The following is a 14305-nucleotide window of genomic DNA, read 5'->3' on the forward strand; positions in this document are numbered from 1 at the left end:
GCCGCGGTTTTCCGTCGGCCCTTTTTTCTTTCTGGCCGTGCATCCTTTCTCCGCTCCGCGATCGGCCTTGCCGCCAACCCAGCCTCACAAACGATAGCCGCAGGCGCTGTTGATGGGCCGCGCCAATTGCGTTTCGGCAAAACGCGTTCTGTAATGCCGTCGTCCTGGAGGGTGGAGGCCAAGAGCGTGGAACCGACACATCTGTTCGAGCTGGTGATCGGCATGTTTGTGGCCATCATCGCCCTGCACTATGTCGCGGGCAGGTTCGGTCTACCGCCTTCCGTGGCGCTTCTGGCCGGCGGCGCGCTGCTCGCCTTCGTGCCGGGCCTGCCGACGATCGAGGTGGATCCCGATCTGGTGCTCGTCATCTTCCTGCCGCCGCTGCTTCTCGACGGCGCATGGACCATCGCCGTCGGCCGCCTGCGCCGTCATTTGATCGGCATCGCCTCGCTGGCGATCGGCGCGGTATTCTTCACCTGTGCCGTCGTCGCCGTGGTTACGCATCTGCTTTTCCCCTCGCTTCCCTGGGCCGCCTGCGCGGCGCTTGGGGCGATCGCGTCGCCGCCTGACGCGGTCTCGGCTCGCGCTGTGCTCCAGCGCGTGCGGCTGCCCCGGCGGCTGCAGATACTGCTCGAAGGGGAAAGTCTGCTCAACGACGCGAGTGGCCTCGTACTTTTCCGCTTCGCGATTGCCGTCGGTGTCACCGGGGCCTTCAGCGCGAGTGAGGCGGTCGGCAGCTTTTTCGTGCTGTCGATCGGCGGCGCCCTCGTCGGTACCGCCATCGGCACGGCCTGGGTTCTGCTCGCGCGCCGCCTTGGCGACGAATATCTGATCATCGCTGCCACGGCCCTGCTTTCCTGGACGTCTTACCTGCTCGGCGAGTTCCTGCATGTTTCAGGCGTCATCGCCACGGTCACGACCGGCCTGATCGCAAGCTGGCACCAGCACACCGTGCTCTCGGCGGCAACACGCATGCGCGGTTCGTCGTTCTGGACCGTCATCGTCTTCCTGATGGAGGCTGCCGTCTTCATTCTGATCGGCCTGTCGCTGCGTGGTGTGGTCGAGCGCGGAGGCGGCTTCGATGTCGTTGCCGCAACCATGTGGTGGCCAATCCTTGCAATTCTCGTCGCGCTCGCCGTCGCACGGTTTGCCTGGGTGTTCGGGTCGGATGTCGTCATCCGCCTCGGCAATGTCTTGGGGATGGAGGGCTATCGGCCACTTGGAGCGCGCGGCGCAACGGTGGTCTCCTGGGCGGGCGTGCGCGGCGTCGTCACGCTCGCCCTGGCCCTCAGTATACCGGAGGGTTTTCCCGGTCGCGATTTCATCCTCGTGACGTCCTTTGCCGTGATCCTCGGGACGGTACTCGTCCAGGGCACGACGCTCGGGCGGGTGATCGCGTGGGCGGGGCTCGTTGAACCACCGTCGGAAAAGGCGCGCCTCAGCATGAGTCAGGCCGAAGCGGCCATGGCGCAAGCACAGCTCGTAACCATTCAGAGCCGGGCCTATGACGACGAAGGCAAGCTCATTCATCCGCAACTGCTCGACAGGTATCAGCGCCGTGCGGTGTCGATCGTCGACTATGCCCAGCGCACGGAGCACTACATGCCCATTCTTCATGCCCATTTCGACGTCGTGCTCGAAGCGGTCGCCACGGGACGGCGCGAACTCATCCGGCTTCATCGCGCGGGTGACATCGACGACGAGACATTGCACGAATTGGAACGGGACCTCGACCTTGAAGAATTGAGTGCGCTTGCCGCCAAGGCATGAGGCTGCGTTGTCTCAGGCGAAGCGGATCGCGTTCCTGGCGCGGGCCCTGGCGGCTTCTTCGTCGCGGTTGCGCGGCGGCTGCGACGTTTCGAGTGAATCGAGCAATTCCCGGGCGCAGGCCGCGATCGAATTGACCGCGTGCTCGAACGCCGCCTCGTTGCGCTTGGACGGTTTGGTCGTTCCGCTCAGTTTGCGAACGAATTGCAGCGCGGCGTCATGGATTTCCGCGTCCGTCGCCGGCGGTTCGAAATTGAACAGGGGTTTTATGTTTCGGCACATGACGGCTCCCGGTCCTTTCGTTCTCGCTCAAGGCCCGGATCTTAATGCCCGTTCCTCCTTGGCGGAAGACCTTTACCGTCCTTCTCCTGCAATCCGACTGTCGGGCGGCTCCTGTCAGGAGCTCCTGCCGTTCTGTGCCAGGCGCATGCCGGCCGCGCGTCCGCCGCTCGGCACCACGACGATCTGCTTGACCTTGCCTTGCTTGAAGGCGGTCAGGAAACGCGGATAGTCGGCGAAGGCGACGCAGCCATGCGATTCCGCGCGCTTGCCGCGCAGCAGGTAGCTGTGGGTCAGGAAGCCGTCGCGGCCGTGCTTGTTCTTTCCGTCGATCGGCAGCATGCGGATCGCCTCTACCCCATGGAAGCGTGTCTCGCGCATCTTGAGATTGTAGGTGTGCGGTGGGGTCGGGCCGGTCATCTTGACATCCACGTAGCGCGGATTGTCGGCCATCTTGCCGATGCCGGAATGGGCCTCGAGCACGCTGCCGTCGGGCATGTAGACCTTGGCGGCGGTTATGTCGTAGACGGCGACGCCATTTCCGGCCTTGGCTCCACCGCCGAACATGTTGCGCAGCGCCTGGCCGAAGCCGGTGCCGGAGCTATTTTCCGTCGGATCTTCCGGCCGCGCATAAGCGACCTTCGGCTTTACTGGCATTTCGCGGTCGGCCGGCTTCCCCGTCTCTTCGGCCTTTATCGCCGCCTCGACTTCGGCCTGTTTCGTCGCAGGTCTCTCGGGTTCGCCAGCGGGCTTCTCAGCTTGTTCGCTGCGCGGCCGAAATTGCGGCATGGGACCGACGGACGGCGTGTCTTCATGGCTCGGCAGCGCGGCCGTATCATCCGTCGTGTCCGGATCCGGCTGTTCGGAGAGATCGTCCTCGGGAGGCGCGGTCAGCACGGCGGAGAACGCACTGCCTTCCGCGTGGCTCTGAGACGGAGTGGCATAGGCGAGCTGGATCGCCGGCTTGTCGGCGAAACCGGTCGTCGCCGGAGCGAAGCGGGCCGGCGCGGCTACGCCGGCCATCGCGGTCACGTGGCGAGATTGGGCGGAAACCGCGGGAGCGGAGGTGCTGGCGAGCTGTTCGGACGCCAATACGGCTTTCTTCACGGCCGTTGCGAGACGCGCGCTCTTGCCGAGCAATTCGGCATCTCTCGGGAATTCGAGATCGCTCGCAAATCGCGTTGCGGAGACGAATGGCTGCGCCGCGGCGGCCGCGACGAGCCGCGTCGCCTGGTTGACCCTGGCGTGCTTGTCCCAGGCGCGCTCTTTCGTTTTTTCAGCCAAGTGGAGCTGCGGTTTGGGCAGCAGGCGGCCCGAACCATGCGCAAAGGAACCGCCCACCGCGACCATGCCGACGAGTGACCACGCAGCCGCGCCGACAAGAGCGGTGCCGCAGCAAGTGATCAGCAATGGACGCAACAGACGATTCAAAGACTGTGGGCGAATGATCTTACTCAACAACGCAAATCAAGCCAGAAATTCACGCAAAAGGCCCTCAGGCCGGCGAGCGACCATCGCTACGCGACTTTCCGGATTGTCCCCTTCTTGACGACTGATGGACAAAAGATGGAGAAGTATGGTTAAATTTTGCTTTCCAGCCGGCGAAAAGCAGCATTTTTATCAGCGACCATCCGAAATTCTGAAAGGGTCTGCTCGCGGCGCGCGCTGTCGGCCGACGAATGCGCTTCAGGATTGTCCATCGCCTGCGATAGGACCGAAAAGGCTGCGCGCAGGCGGCGTCCATTGTCCGTCACTGCGGAGGCATATCGACAGCCGGCGCACGGCCCATTTCTCCCGAAGGTGAATGGCAGCGATCTGAGCGGCTCGGCGGTATCGGCGGGCCGCTTATCCCGCTTTGGTCGGCAGCCGGAAAATCTCCGTCTGTTCCGTCCGACCGGAAAGGCAGTGTTTGCCAAGTGATGTGAGGTCGGAGCGGTCTTCGGTCAGGAAACCGACTGTTTCACCGCTCAGGAGCACGACGATCTCCTCATTCGGCGCCACCGACTTGCCGAACTGCTCCAGGCGATTGCACACGTTCACCGCATCGCCGACGATCGTATAGGCGGACCGCCCGCTCATGCCGATATTGCCCGAAATGACCGGACCGGAATGGACGCCGACGCGCACGCGGAGGGCAGACAACCCCTGCCGGCGCCGGTCCGCATTGTCCTCCGCGACCGCGAGGGCAATGGCGCGGGCCGCGCGCATGGCGCGATCGGCGTGATCCGGCTGGTCATCCGGGGCGCCCCAAAATGCCATCACGCAATCGCCGATGAACTTGTCGATCGTGCCGCCTTCATCCTCGATGCAACGGCCGAGCAAGTCGAAATGTCTGTTCAGGAGCGTGGCGACTTCGGCAGCGGTGGTCTTTTCGGCCGTGGCGGTGAAATCGACCACGTCGGTAAACATGATCGTCACCGTTCGCTGCGTCGAGACGAGATCGCCGCTTCCAAGGAGGTGGCGCACCAGTTTCTTCGGCACGTAAGTTTCGAGCCAACGCAGCCCGGTCAACATCGTGTTGTAGGCCCGCGCCTGCTCGTTCAACTCCGTGAACAGGCTGCCGGGCAGGGGGTGAAGAGCCGCAAAGTCGAGCATGCCGACGGCACGGACCTCATGCGCCATGCTGGCGACCGGGCGAACGATCAGGCGGCTGACGACCCAGGCAATGACGATTGCTGCGAGCAGGACCACGAGCCCGGCTATGCCGGCGCGCAGCAGGTCCCATATCGGTTTTTCCAGGGATTCGATTGGTATCTCTACGCCGACGATAAGAGGGGCCGGTGCATAGCCGCTGATCTCGCGGGTGAGAATGACACGGTCGTCCTGGCCCGCTTCCACAAAGCGCGCCTCCAGTGCGGAATCGTGGAAGGTCTGAGGTTCCCCCTCCCACAGTGCGGCAAGGAACGGATCGCCAAGTTCGTTAAGCTTCGGCAACCGGTGCGCCGCGGATAACAATGGATGGCCCGACGCCATCAGGGGATGGGCGAGTACCTGATCGCGGCCATAAAGGACAAAGGGTGTCGTCCCGGGATTCGAGACGGCGATCTGGCGCAGGAAGTCCGAAATGGCATCGACCGTGATCGTTGCCCTGAAGACGCCGGCAAACTGGCCTCCTGTGCTTGTCGGTTGCTGTCGGTTTGTGACCGATGTGCGTATCGCCGGGTCCGGCACGAAGTAAACCGGTCCCCATTGGGCTTTGCCGCTGCGGCGCGCCTGGTCGATCTCCGTGCGCTCGTTGTCGGTCTTGATGGTGTCGGCGAAGGAAAAGACGCCCTTGGGGCCCTGGGTCACACCGAAGATTTCGCCATTTGGCCTGACGAAGGAGAGCACGCGAACCTGCGGGGTCGCCGCCAGGGCACCAGTCATTACACGCTCCAGGGCCAACGTGTCTTTCGGATCGAGGCGGCCGGCCCCGACTTCCTTCGCGAGGAACGCCAGCTGGTCCTCAACCGGGGCGAACCGGCTTCCGATTTTCGTCTGGACGGCATCGAGGCCGAGATGGGCCGACTGGGCGAGCAATTCGCGGGTTGCACCGGCCGACATATACCAGACGACGGAGAGGATGACGGCGGCGGTCAGCGCCACCAACGCCGCCATCACGATCGCCAGCGTGCGTGACAGGGAAATGGTTCGCTTACGTGTGTCGGCGTCGGCCGCCCCGGTCGTCTCCACAGACATGCCTCAAGTTTCAAACGGCACCACGGACGTCGCGGCGCTTGCAAGGTTAAAAGTTGTTCTAACGATTCTTGCCCTTTTTCCAAGCGGATCGGGTCCGGTTGGTCGGGCGAAGGCCGAGACGCGATGGGCATCGCAATGGAGCGCTTTGTGACGGTTCGACCACCGGTACAGCCCGATTCCAAGCGCTCCGGCAATACTGATCACGGATCATTGGCAAGGCGCCTGCTGATGGGCGCAAACTCCGGCGTCGACTTGCGCGGCGTCATGTCGCGCTCGCTGGCTTCCATCTGCTGCCAATATTTCCAGCCCACGGTCTTCGAGCCGAGCTCGTAGTCCATGCCATCCCAGGCATCTTCGCGGAAGCTGTAGAAGGCCCAGTGCAGATCGTCCTTGTCGAGCGCGGTCAACACGTCCTCGAGATAGGTCTTGCAGCCGGACCAGCGCCGCATGCAGCCAAATTCACCGGCAACGAGACGATTGAGCGGGATGCCGCTGTCCTTGGCCCATTGCACCGGCTTTGCCAGATAGCCGGCCATTCGCGCCTTGTCCCAGGTCTCTTCGCCTTCGCCAAAGGGCACCTTGCCCGGATAGGCATAGGGCTTGTCGCGCTTGATGTTGGGCGCGCTCGTCGCCGCATAGGGCTCATACATGTGAAAGCTGTAGAGCACCTTCTGGTCCGTGAGTCCCGATGGCCAGTAGGAAAACGCGTCAGCTGCACCATACCAGCCGGCATCTGCCATGATGGGTGTTGTCGGATCGACCGCGCGGATGGCCGTGATGATGGTCTCGTAGAAGGCTCTCAGATCCGCAGCGCTGCCTTTTTTGCTGGCGTACCAGGCCCGCATCGCCTGCGGATCGGCGTGCTCGGCAAGGCCGTTGTTCTTTTCCGGCGCCGGTTCGTTGATGATGTTGTAGGCGGCGAGCGCCGGATGGTCCTTCAATTCGCGCGCCAGATCCCGCCAGAAATTCGCCGCCTGGTCCCACCAGGCCTTGTCCCGCCAAAGCCGACCGTCGAATGTGTTGCCGTTGTTCTGGGCCCAGCGCATGCCTGGCAGCGATAGTGGAGCGATCACGACCTTGAGGCCGGCCTTGTCGGCGCGGTCGAGCGTCGCCTTCAACGTTTCGAGATCGGCGGCCGGAATGCCCGCATATCTGTCGGCGTCGCCGATCAGGTAGTCGCGTTTTGCCGGCTTCCACTTGTCGTAGGAAAGGCGGACCCAGGTGGCGCCATAGCCCGCCAACGCCTTGAAGTAGGCCTCGTCCGGCGGCAGCCGATTGAAGCTGTTGCCGCCATGCTGCGGCTTGTCCCAGAACGCCATGAGATCAGCCGCATTGGCCGGGCCGGCAAGGCTGAAAGCGAAGAGGGTGGCGGCAAGCAAGCGCATGAGGTCATCCTTGGAGCACTGGTTCGAGTGCCGGTAACCTGGCGCATCGCATCGCCGATGTTCCCCAGGGAACAGGGGCAGACTTTGTCGCGGCCTGATCGCTGCAAGCGGGCGCGCAATTACGGGCGGCTGAATGTTTCGGCGAGAAAATCGAGAAACGCCCGGATCTTTGGGGCGACGTGCTGTCGCGAGGGGTAGATGGCGTAGAGCGTGGTTTCGACCGTATCCCAGTCGGAGAGTACGCGTTGCAGTCGACCGTTCCTCAGGTCGTCTTCCACATAAGGACGGGGTATCAGGCTGATTCCGAAGCCGGCGCGCAGTGCGTCGCGAACGGCAAGGCTTGACGTCACGGAATAGCGGGGTTTCACGGTCACTTTCTCCGTTCGACCGCCCTTGCGAAACTCCCATAAGTCCGCATGGCCCGAAAGACTGAAGCGGATACAATTGTGCGATTTCAGGTCCGCGGGATCGGTAGGTTCGCCATGCGCCTCGAAATAGGCGGGTGCCGCACAGACGACATGCGGCATGACTGCGAGTTTTCTCGCAATCAGGCTCGAATCCTCCAGTTTGTCGCTGCCGCGAATGGCGAGATCGAACCCCTCTCGCACGATATCGACACGCCTGTCGTCGAGATGCAGATCGAGCTTGAGGTCCGGGTAGCGGGAGAGGAACGCGGGGATGACGGAGGAAAGCCGCATCAGCGTCACCGTCATCGGGGCGGCGACGCGCAACGTCCCGCCCGGCGTCCGCCGGACGGGCGAGAGCGCCGCGTCGGCATCCTTCAATGCATCCAGTCCGCGCACGACGTGCTCGAGATAGAGTGTGCCCTCGTCCGTCAGCGCCATGCGTCGCGTGGTCCGGTTGATGAGCCGCGCGCCGACGCTGGCTTCGAGCTCGGCAACATTCTTGCTGATCGCAGCAGGAGACAGGCCGAGCTTGCGCCCGGCTTCGGCAAAGCTGCCGAGTTCGGCCACATGGCGGAAGACCTGGAGGGCAGTATAACGGTCCATGATAATTTCCCAATGGTCAATAATATCTTATAAGATGGCGATATTATCAATCTCTGGTAATTTCAATACGGTCGATCCGAATGACCTTCCATCATCGGACCGAAAGAATGACACATCCCATGATCGCCCTCATCGAACAGCGCGCGTCCGCCAATCGGTTCGACGCGACCCATGCGTTGGCGGACGCGGAAATCGAGGAACTGGTGCGCCTCGCGACCCGCGCGCCAACGGCCTACAATCTTCAGAACTGGCGGTTCATTGCCGTGCGCACGCCGGGAGGCAAAGCCAGGCTGCGTGATGTGGCGCACGGGCAATCCAAGATCTCGGAAGCCGCCGTGACCTTCATCATCTGCGGCCTGTTGCCCGATCACGCGGCGCTCGCTGCCAGGCTGCGCCCCTTCGTCGAGACCGGACACATGCAAACCGAGATGGTCTCCGGCTGGCAGGAAGCCGTGCGCGCGCAATATGCCGATGCAAAGGTTGCCCGCGACGAAGCGGTGCGTTCGGCGACGCTCGGTGCCGCGACCCTGATCTACGCCGCCGAAGCGTTGGGACTGTCGTCCGGCGCAATGGGGGGATTCGATGCTGAAGGCGTGGCGCAGGAATTCAATCTGGGGCCGAATGAACTGCCGGCAATGCTTGTCGCGGTTGGCCGCGCGGCACCCGGAAACTGGCCGCAAAAACCACGCCGGCCGCTTGACGAGGTTCTTCACTTCTCATGAAAGCCGACCTTTCCGATATCACCATCACGGCAATCGCCCCCGTCATTTGGGGCAGCACCTATATCGTCGCCACCGAGTTCCTGCAGGGGTTCTCCCCGCTGACGGTCGCGCTGTTGCGCGCGTTGCCAGCCGGATTGCTCCTGCTGCTGATCGTCCGGCGACTGCCGACCGGCATCTGGTGGTTCCGCGCCTTTGCGCTCGGCGCGCTCAACATTTCGATCTTTCTGAGCATGCTGTTCGTCGCCGCCTATCGGCTTCCAGGCGGCGTCGCAGCAACCGTTGCGGCAGTCCAGCCCTTGATCGTCGTCTTCATTGCGGCGCTTCTCCTGAAGGCGCCGATCCGTCCCTTATCAGTTGTCGCGGCCATGGTCGGAATTGTCGGTGTGGCTCTTTTGGTGCTGACACCGCAGGCCGCACTCGACGAGGTCGGGATCGCAGCCGGTCTTGCCGGGGCAGTTTCCATGGCCTTCGGCAACGTCCTGGCCCGAAGATGGAAGTCGCCGGAATCGCTGCTCACGTCCACGGCCTGGCAGCTTACGGCCGGTGGTTTGCTCCTCGTTCCCGTCGCTCTTGCCTTCGAGCCGGCGGTGCCGTTCCCGACCGTTCCCAATCTGCTTGCGCTCGCCTGGCTGAGCCTGATCGGCGCGGCGCTGACCTATGTTCTCTGGTTTCGCGGCATCGGCCGGCTGGAATCGGCGGCGGTCTCGGCACTTCTCTTCCTGAGCCCGCTAACAGCCGTCCTGCTCGGATGGGTATTCCTCGGCCAGTCCTTGAGTGCCTTTCAGATTGTCGGCGTCCTGTCGGTCGTCGGCAGCATCTGGCTCAGTCAACGCGTTTCCGCTCGATCGTGAACGACGAGTTGGAAAGCGATGATGCCGGCCTATACTCCCAGGCATGCGGGGAGGACGGGTGTCGTGAAGATCGGAGTGTTCGGCGCCGGCGCGGTCGGCGGTTTTGTCGGCGGGTGCCTTTTGGCTGGTGGTGCGGAGGTCATTTTCGTCGGCCGCTCGGCCCGCGGTGCGGCCTGGCAGAAAAACGGATTGCGCCTTACCGATCTGGACGGACGTGACGATTTCGTCGCGCCCGAACGGGTCGTCTACTTCGAGTCTGTTTCTTGCCTGGCGGCTTGCGATCTCATCCTCCTGACGGTCAAATCCGGGCAGACCGCGATTGCTGCGAAAGAGCTCTGCGCGATGCTACGCTCCGGCATTCCCGTCCTCAGCCTCCAGAATGGGGTGAGCAACACAGCGATCCTGCAGCAACTGCTGCCGTCTGCCAAAATCCTGCGCGGCATGGTTCCGTTCAACGTGACCGCACCCGACCCGGCTCATCTGCATCGTGCAACGGAAGGGAGCATTGCTGTCGAGGACGACCCGGTGACGGCCGCGGCCGCACCGCTCTTCAGGGCCGCGGGACTGGCACTCGACCTGCGCGGGGACATGGAAGCGGTGCAATGGGCGAAGCTGCTGATGAACCTCAACAACGCAATCAACGCGCTTTCCGGCTTGCCGTTGCGTGAAGAGCTCCAGATGCGGGGGTTTCGCCTTTGCCTGGCGCTTGCCCAGCGGGAAGCACTTTCGCTTCTGGCCGCTGAGGAACGCCTTCAGCCGGCACGTCTGACACCGCTGCCACCAGATTGGCTGCCGCCCGTCCTGAGCCTGCCGGATGCCCTGTTCCGGATCATTGCCGGCCGCATGCTGAAGATCGACGCCACGGCGCGTTCGTCGATGGCCGACGACCTTGCCGCCGGCCGCTTCCCCGAAGTGGATTGGATCAATGGCGCAGTCGTCGCGCTTGCGGCAAGGCTTGGTCGTCGGGCACCGGTCAACGCGCGGCTGTGCACGCTGGTCAAGGAAGCAGCCGCCTCCAGGCCGAAGGCGTGGGAGGCCGATGCGTTGCTTGCCGATCTCAGGCAGAGTGCGCGCCCAGGATAGAAAGAGGGGTCCTGTTTTCGCAGACAGGCGCTCGGCACCGCAGACAGTCCTGCATAATGCCCGACGCTCGAAGCCAGGATGGCGCACCCGTGTCGCTACTTCGGCGATCCCGCCAGTCGCAGCCGCTGGGTCGTTCAGAGCTCGAGTTGATCGACCCGCAACGTGACGGTGCCTTTCAGGGCTTCTCCCGGTGCCAGCCTGACGAGACCACCGCGTTCTGCCTGGTGGTGGGCGTTCGGTCGGTGGCTCATCGGCTCGAAGCAGAAGAAGTCGGCATCGATGGAGGGCGAATAGAGGACGAAGAAGCGAAAGGCCTCGTCCGCATCAAGCGAAAGCGCAAGGCCGGTTTCCGGCCACTCGATGCGCATCTTGCCATCCCAGCCCTCGAAGGCATTGTTCAGCCAGCCCGGTGGCAGAGCCGCACCGGCCGTGAAGTCCAAATCTTGCGGAACTGGCTGCATTGCATCCGGCAGGTGGTTCTCCCGTTCCGTCCAGTAACGATCGGCGTGGGCAAAGAGGCGCATTCCCCGCGTGCGCGGAAAATAGGGATGGAGGCCCAGTCCATAGGGCAGCGCCTGTGCGGCGCGGTTGGTGACGGCGAGCGAAAGCGTCAGGTTCGAACCATCAATCGTCACCGTTTGCACCACCTCATAGGCGAAGGGCGTGGCGGCGCTCACCTCCTGTAGGTAGGCAAGCGCAAGCGAATGTCCGTCCCGGCGAAGGATCGACCAGCGCCCAAGCCAGGCATCGCCGTGCAGAACGAGGAGGTCTGCCGTGTTGGGCGCCAGCGTGTAATCGCGACCTTCGAAGTGGAAGCGATTGTCCTTAATGCGGTTGCCGAAGGGCATGAGTGGGAAGCAGGCTTCGGCGCCGAAGATCTGCGAGGCGAGCCCCGGAGCCGGCGTCGGCGCGAGCACGGGAGTGCCGCGCCAGCGGACGGAGAGGAGGGCACCGCCGAACGGGCTCACTTCGACGGTGAGCCCGGCGTCATTCTCGAGAAGGACGGTGTCTTCCGCCATGCGTTAGCTGCGACGGCCGGCGGCGGCCGAGCGCAGATTGTCGAGCAGCACGGCCAGCAGAAGGATCAGTCCGCGTACGACATATTGGTAGAAGGCCTGAATGTTAAGCAGGTTCATGACGTTCTCGGCGATGCCCATGATCAGGACGCCGACGATCACGCCGGTCATTGCCGCGCGGCCGCCGGCGAGCGAGACGCCGCCGAGCACGCAGGCCGAAATGACCGAGAGTTCGAGGCCCGTCGCCGCATTCGGCTGGCCCGAGGTGATGCGTGAGGCAAGGAGAACGCCGGCAACGGCGCAGACGAGGCCCTGCAGTGCAAAGACCCAGATGCGCATGTTGGAGACGTTAACGCCGGCGAGGCGCGAGGCTTCGGGATTGCCGCCGATCGCCAGCGTGTTCTTGCCGAAGACGGTGCGGTTGAGCACGAAGCCGAAGACGACGAAAAAGATGCCCATAACCCAGATCGGCGTCGGGACGCCGAGAAACTTCGACAGCGCAAGCTGGTAGAACGCCGGATCATTGATGCCAACGGCGCGACCGTCGGAGGCAATCAGTGCGAAGCCGCGCACGATCTGCATCGTGGCAAGCGTCGTGATCAGCGCGTTGATGCGGAAGTGCGCAATGACCACGCCGTTGACGAGGCCGACGATGCCGCCGCAGATCAGCGCCGCGATGAGGCCGACGAGAATCGAGCCCGAGGCGTTCGAGGCCATGACGGCGGCCATGCCGGAAAAGGCAACGGTGGAGCCGACGGAGAGATCGAAGTCACGCGAGGCGAGGCAGAACATCATCGTACAGGCGACGATGCCGATGGTGACGACCGACTGCAGGAGGCCGAGCATGTTGCGCTCGGTCAGGAAGTTCGGAACCGTCAAAGCCACGATGGCGAAGGCGACGGCAAAGATGACGACGAGACCCTGTTCGCCGAGAAGAAGTTTTTTCAGTGAAGTCATGACGGCTGAACCTGCTCGGTTGGACGTTCGCTGGCGTTTGCCAGATCGGGAAGGGCGGCGGCGAGGATGCGGCGTTCGTCGAAATCGGCGCGCGCGATTTCGGCTGCGATCCGGCCCTGGCACATGACGAGAATGCGGTCCGTGATACCCATCACCTCCGGCAGCTCGCTGGAGATGACGACGATCGCCATGCCCTCGGAGGCGAGCTCGTAAAGGATTTCATAGATCTCCGACTTAGCGCCCACGTCGATGCCGCGCGTCGGCTCGTCGATCACGAGCACCTTCACGCCCTGTTCGGAAAGCCAGCGACCGAGGATGACCTTCTGCTGGTTGCCACCGGACAGGTTGATGATGTCCTGCTTGCGCGAGGGCGTGCGCACCCGAAGCTTGGTGATGAAGCGGTCGGCAAGCTCCGCTTCCTTCTTGAGATCGAGAATGCCGAAGGGCGAAAAGTGCCGGCGCGACGAAATCGCCATGTTCTCCTCGATGCTGCGCCCCTGAACGATGCCGTCGAACTTGCGGTCCTCCGGGCACAGCACCATGCCGGCGCGGATCGATTGCGGCGGGCTGTCGGCCGGTACCTTCTCACCGTCGATCTCGACCGTTCCCTGGTAGCGCGTGTCCGCGCCATAGACGAGCCGCGCCATCTCGCTGCGGCCTGCACCGATCAGGCCGAAGAAGCCGAGGATTTCGCCGCGCCGGACGGAGAAGCTTAAAGGCGTATTCAGTTTCGGCCCGGCGATCGCCTCGACGCGCAGACGCTCGGGCCCGAGATCGCGATCCCGCCAGCCCCAGATGTCGGAGATCTCGCGCCCGACCATCTCGGCGATGATCTGGTCGCGCGTCACCTTGGAAATGTCAGGATGGTGGGCGGCAAGCTTGCCGTCGCGCAACACCGTCAGGCTGTCGCAGAGGCGGAAAATCTCGTCGAGGCGGTGGGATACGTAGAGGATCACGGTGCCGTTCGAACGCAGGCGCTCGATGAGTGCAAACAGGATCTCGCTTTCGCGTGAAGACAGCGACGACGTCGGCTCGTCGAGCGCGATGACACGTGCATCGAGCATGACGGCCTTGGCGATCTCGACCATCTGGCGCTCGCCGATCGAGAGCGAAGCGATCTTGGCGGACGGATCGACGTCGATGCCGATTTCCGCGAGTTTCTCGCCGACGACACGGATCAACTGCCGGCGATCAATGACTCCACCTTTGCCAGGGAAGTGGCCGAGCCAGAGATTTTCGGCCACCGTCAGTTCCGGAACGAGTTGCAGTTCCTGATGGATGACGATGACGCCGGCCCGAAAGGCATCGCGCACGGAGCGATAGCCTTGCGCCTCGCCTTCAATACGGATCTCACCCTCGTCGGCTGCCTGGTCACCGGACAGCAGGCGGATCAGCGTCGACTTGCCCGCGCCGTTCTCGCCCATGAGGCCGTGAACGGCACCCTTGCGCACGGCAAACGAGACGTCCGACAGCGCCTGGACGCCGGGATAGCCTTTGGAGATGGACCGGAATTCGAGGAAATCTTGCATGCGCGGCTCCGAGGCGGATTGCCCGGCG

At 63.4% G+C, this 14305-nt stretch carries 13 protein-coding genes; 4 read left to right on the forward strand and 9 right to left on the reverse strand.

Features of this window, described 5'->3' with window-relative positions; translation table 11 throughout:
- Nucleotides 1-186: 186 nt before the first annotated feature.
- Nucleotides 187-1770, forward strand: a complete 1584-nt coding sequence (locus tag ACQ5BM_RS06875; protein WP_429809491.1) for a Na+/H+ antiporter — start codon at nucleotides 187-189, stop codon at nucleotides 1768-1770.
- A gap of 12 nt (nucleotides 1771-1782) precedes the next feature.
- Here ACQ5BM_RS06875 and ACQ5BM_RS06880 read toward each other — a convergent pair whose 3' ends face one another.
- The 6 genes from ACQ5BM_RS06880 to ACQ5BM_RS06905 form a co-directional block, all read right to left on the reverse strand.
- Complete coding sequence (locus tag ACQ5BM_RS06880) at nucleotides 1783-2049, reverse strand: DUF2277 domain-containing protein (protein WP_429809493.1); 267 nt, start codon at nucleotides 2047-2049, stop codon at nucleotides 1783-1785.
- 114 nt (nucleotides 2050-2163) lie between these two features.
- Entirely contained in the window at nucleotides 2164-3330 is a 1167-nt protein-coding gene (locus tag ACQ5BM_RS06885; RefSeq protein ID WP_429809495.1) for a tlde1 domain-containing protein, read from the reverse strand.
- Between the two features lie 296 nt (nucleotides 3331-3626).
- Nucleotides 3627-3800, reverse strand: coding sequence for a hypothetical protein (locus ACQ5BM_RS06890; RefSeq protein ID WP_429809497.1), 174 nt, complete (start codon nucleotides 3798-3800; stop codon nucleotides 3627-3629).
- A gap of 91 nt (nucleotides 3801-3891) precedes the next feature.
- Nucleotides 3892-5724: an adenylate/guanylate cyclase domain-containing protein gene (locus ACQ5BM_RS06895; protein WP_429809498.1), complete on the reverse strand. Its 1833-nt coding sequence runs from the start codon at nucleotides 5722-5724 to the stop codon at nucleotides 3892-3894.
- A gap of 200 nt (nucleotides 5725-5924) precedes the next feature.
- Complete coding sequence (locus ACQ5BM_RS06900) at nucleotides 5925-7109, reverse strand: glycoside hydrolase family 5 protein (RefSeq protein ID WP_429809500.1); 1185 nt, start codon at nucleotides 7107-7109, stop codon at nucleotides 5925-5927.
- A 119-nt stretch (nucleotides 7110-7228) separates the two neighbouring features.
- The gene (locus ACQ5BM_RS06905; protein ID WP_429809502.1) at nucleotides 7229-8119 is read right to left on the reverse strand and encodes a LysR family transcriptional regulator; all 891 of its coding nucleotides are present in this window, start codon (nucleotides 8117-8119) and stop codon (nucleotides 7229-7231) included.
- Between the two features lie 107 nt (nucleotides 8120-8226).
- On the opposite strand from ACQ5BM_RS06905, the gene ACQ5BM_RS06910 reads away from it, so the two are divergent.
- From ACQ5BM_RS06910 to ACQ5BM_RS06920, 3 genes are all read left to right on the forward strand, one after another.
- Entirely contained in the window at nucleotides 8227-8841 is a 615-nt protein-coding gene (locus tag ACQ5BM_RS06910; protein ID WP_429809503.1) for a nitroreductase family protein, read from the forward strand.
- Nucleotides 8838-9692 carry an EamA family transporter gene (locus ACQ5BM_RS06915; protein ID WP_429809505.1) on the forward strand — a complete coding sequence of 285 codons (855 nt, stop codon included), beginning with the start codon at nucleotides 8838-8840 and terminating at the stop codon, nucleotides 9690-9692. The genes ACQ5BM_RS06910 and ACQ5BM_RS06915 overlap by 4 nt, the downstream gene beginning before the upstream one ends.
- 63 nt (nucleotides 9693-9755) lie before the next feature.
- A complete protein-coding gene (locus tag ACQ5BM_RS06920) occupies nucleotides 9756-10775 on the forward strand; it encodes a 2-dehydropantoate 2-reductase (RefSeq protein ID WP_429809507.1) in 1020 nt (339 codons plus the stop codon).
- A 134-nt stretch (nucleotides 10776-10909) separates the two neighbouring features.
- On the opposite strand, the gene ACQ5BM_RS06925 is transcribed toward ACQ5BM_RS06920, so the two are convergent.
- The 3 genes from ACQ5BM_RS06925 to araG are packed head-to-tail and all read right to left on the reverse strand — an operon-like array spanning nucleotide 10910 to nucleotide 14277.
- Nucleotides 10910-11794: an aldose 1-epimerase gene (locus ACQ5BM_RS06925; protein ID WP_429809508.1), complete on the reverse strand. Its 885-nt coding sequence runs from the start codon at nucleotides 11792-11794 to the stop codon at nucleotides 10910-10912.
- A gap of 3 nt (nucleotides 11795-11797) precedes the next feature.
- Nucleotides 11798-12748, reverse strand: a complete 951-nt coding sequence (gene araH, locus ACQ5BM_RS06930; RefSeq protein ID WP_429809509.1) for an L-arabinose ABC transporter permease AraH — start codon at nucleotides 12746-12748, stop codon at nucleotides 11798-11800.
- Nucleotides 12745-14277, reverse strand: coding sequence for an L-arabinose ABC transporter ATP-binding protein AraG (gene araG, locus ACQ5BM_RS06935; RefSeq protein ID WP_429809510.1), 1533 nt, complete (start codon nucleotides 14275-14277; stop codon nucleotides 12745-12747). Before araG ends, araH begins: the two co-directional genes overlap by 4 nt.
- Between the last annotated feature and the right edge of the window lie 28 nt (nucleotides 14278-14305).

The organism is Ensifer sp. B1-9 (assembly GCF_050474445.1).
Lineage (GTDB): Bacteria > Pseudomonadota > Alphaproteobacteria > Rhizobiales > Rhizobiaceae > Ensifer.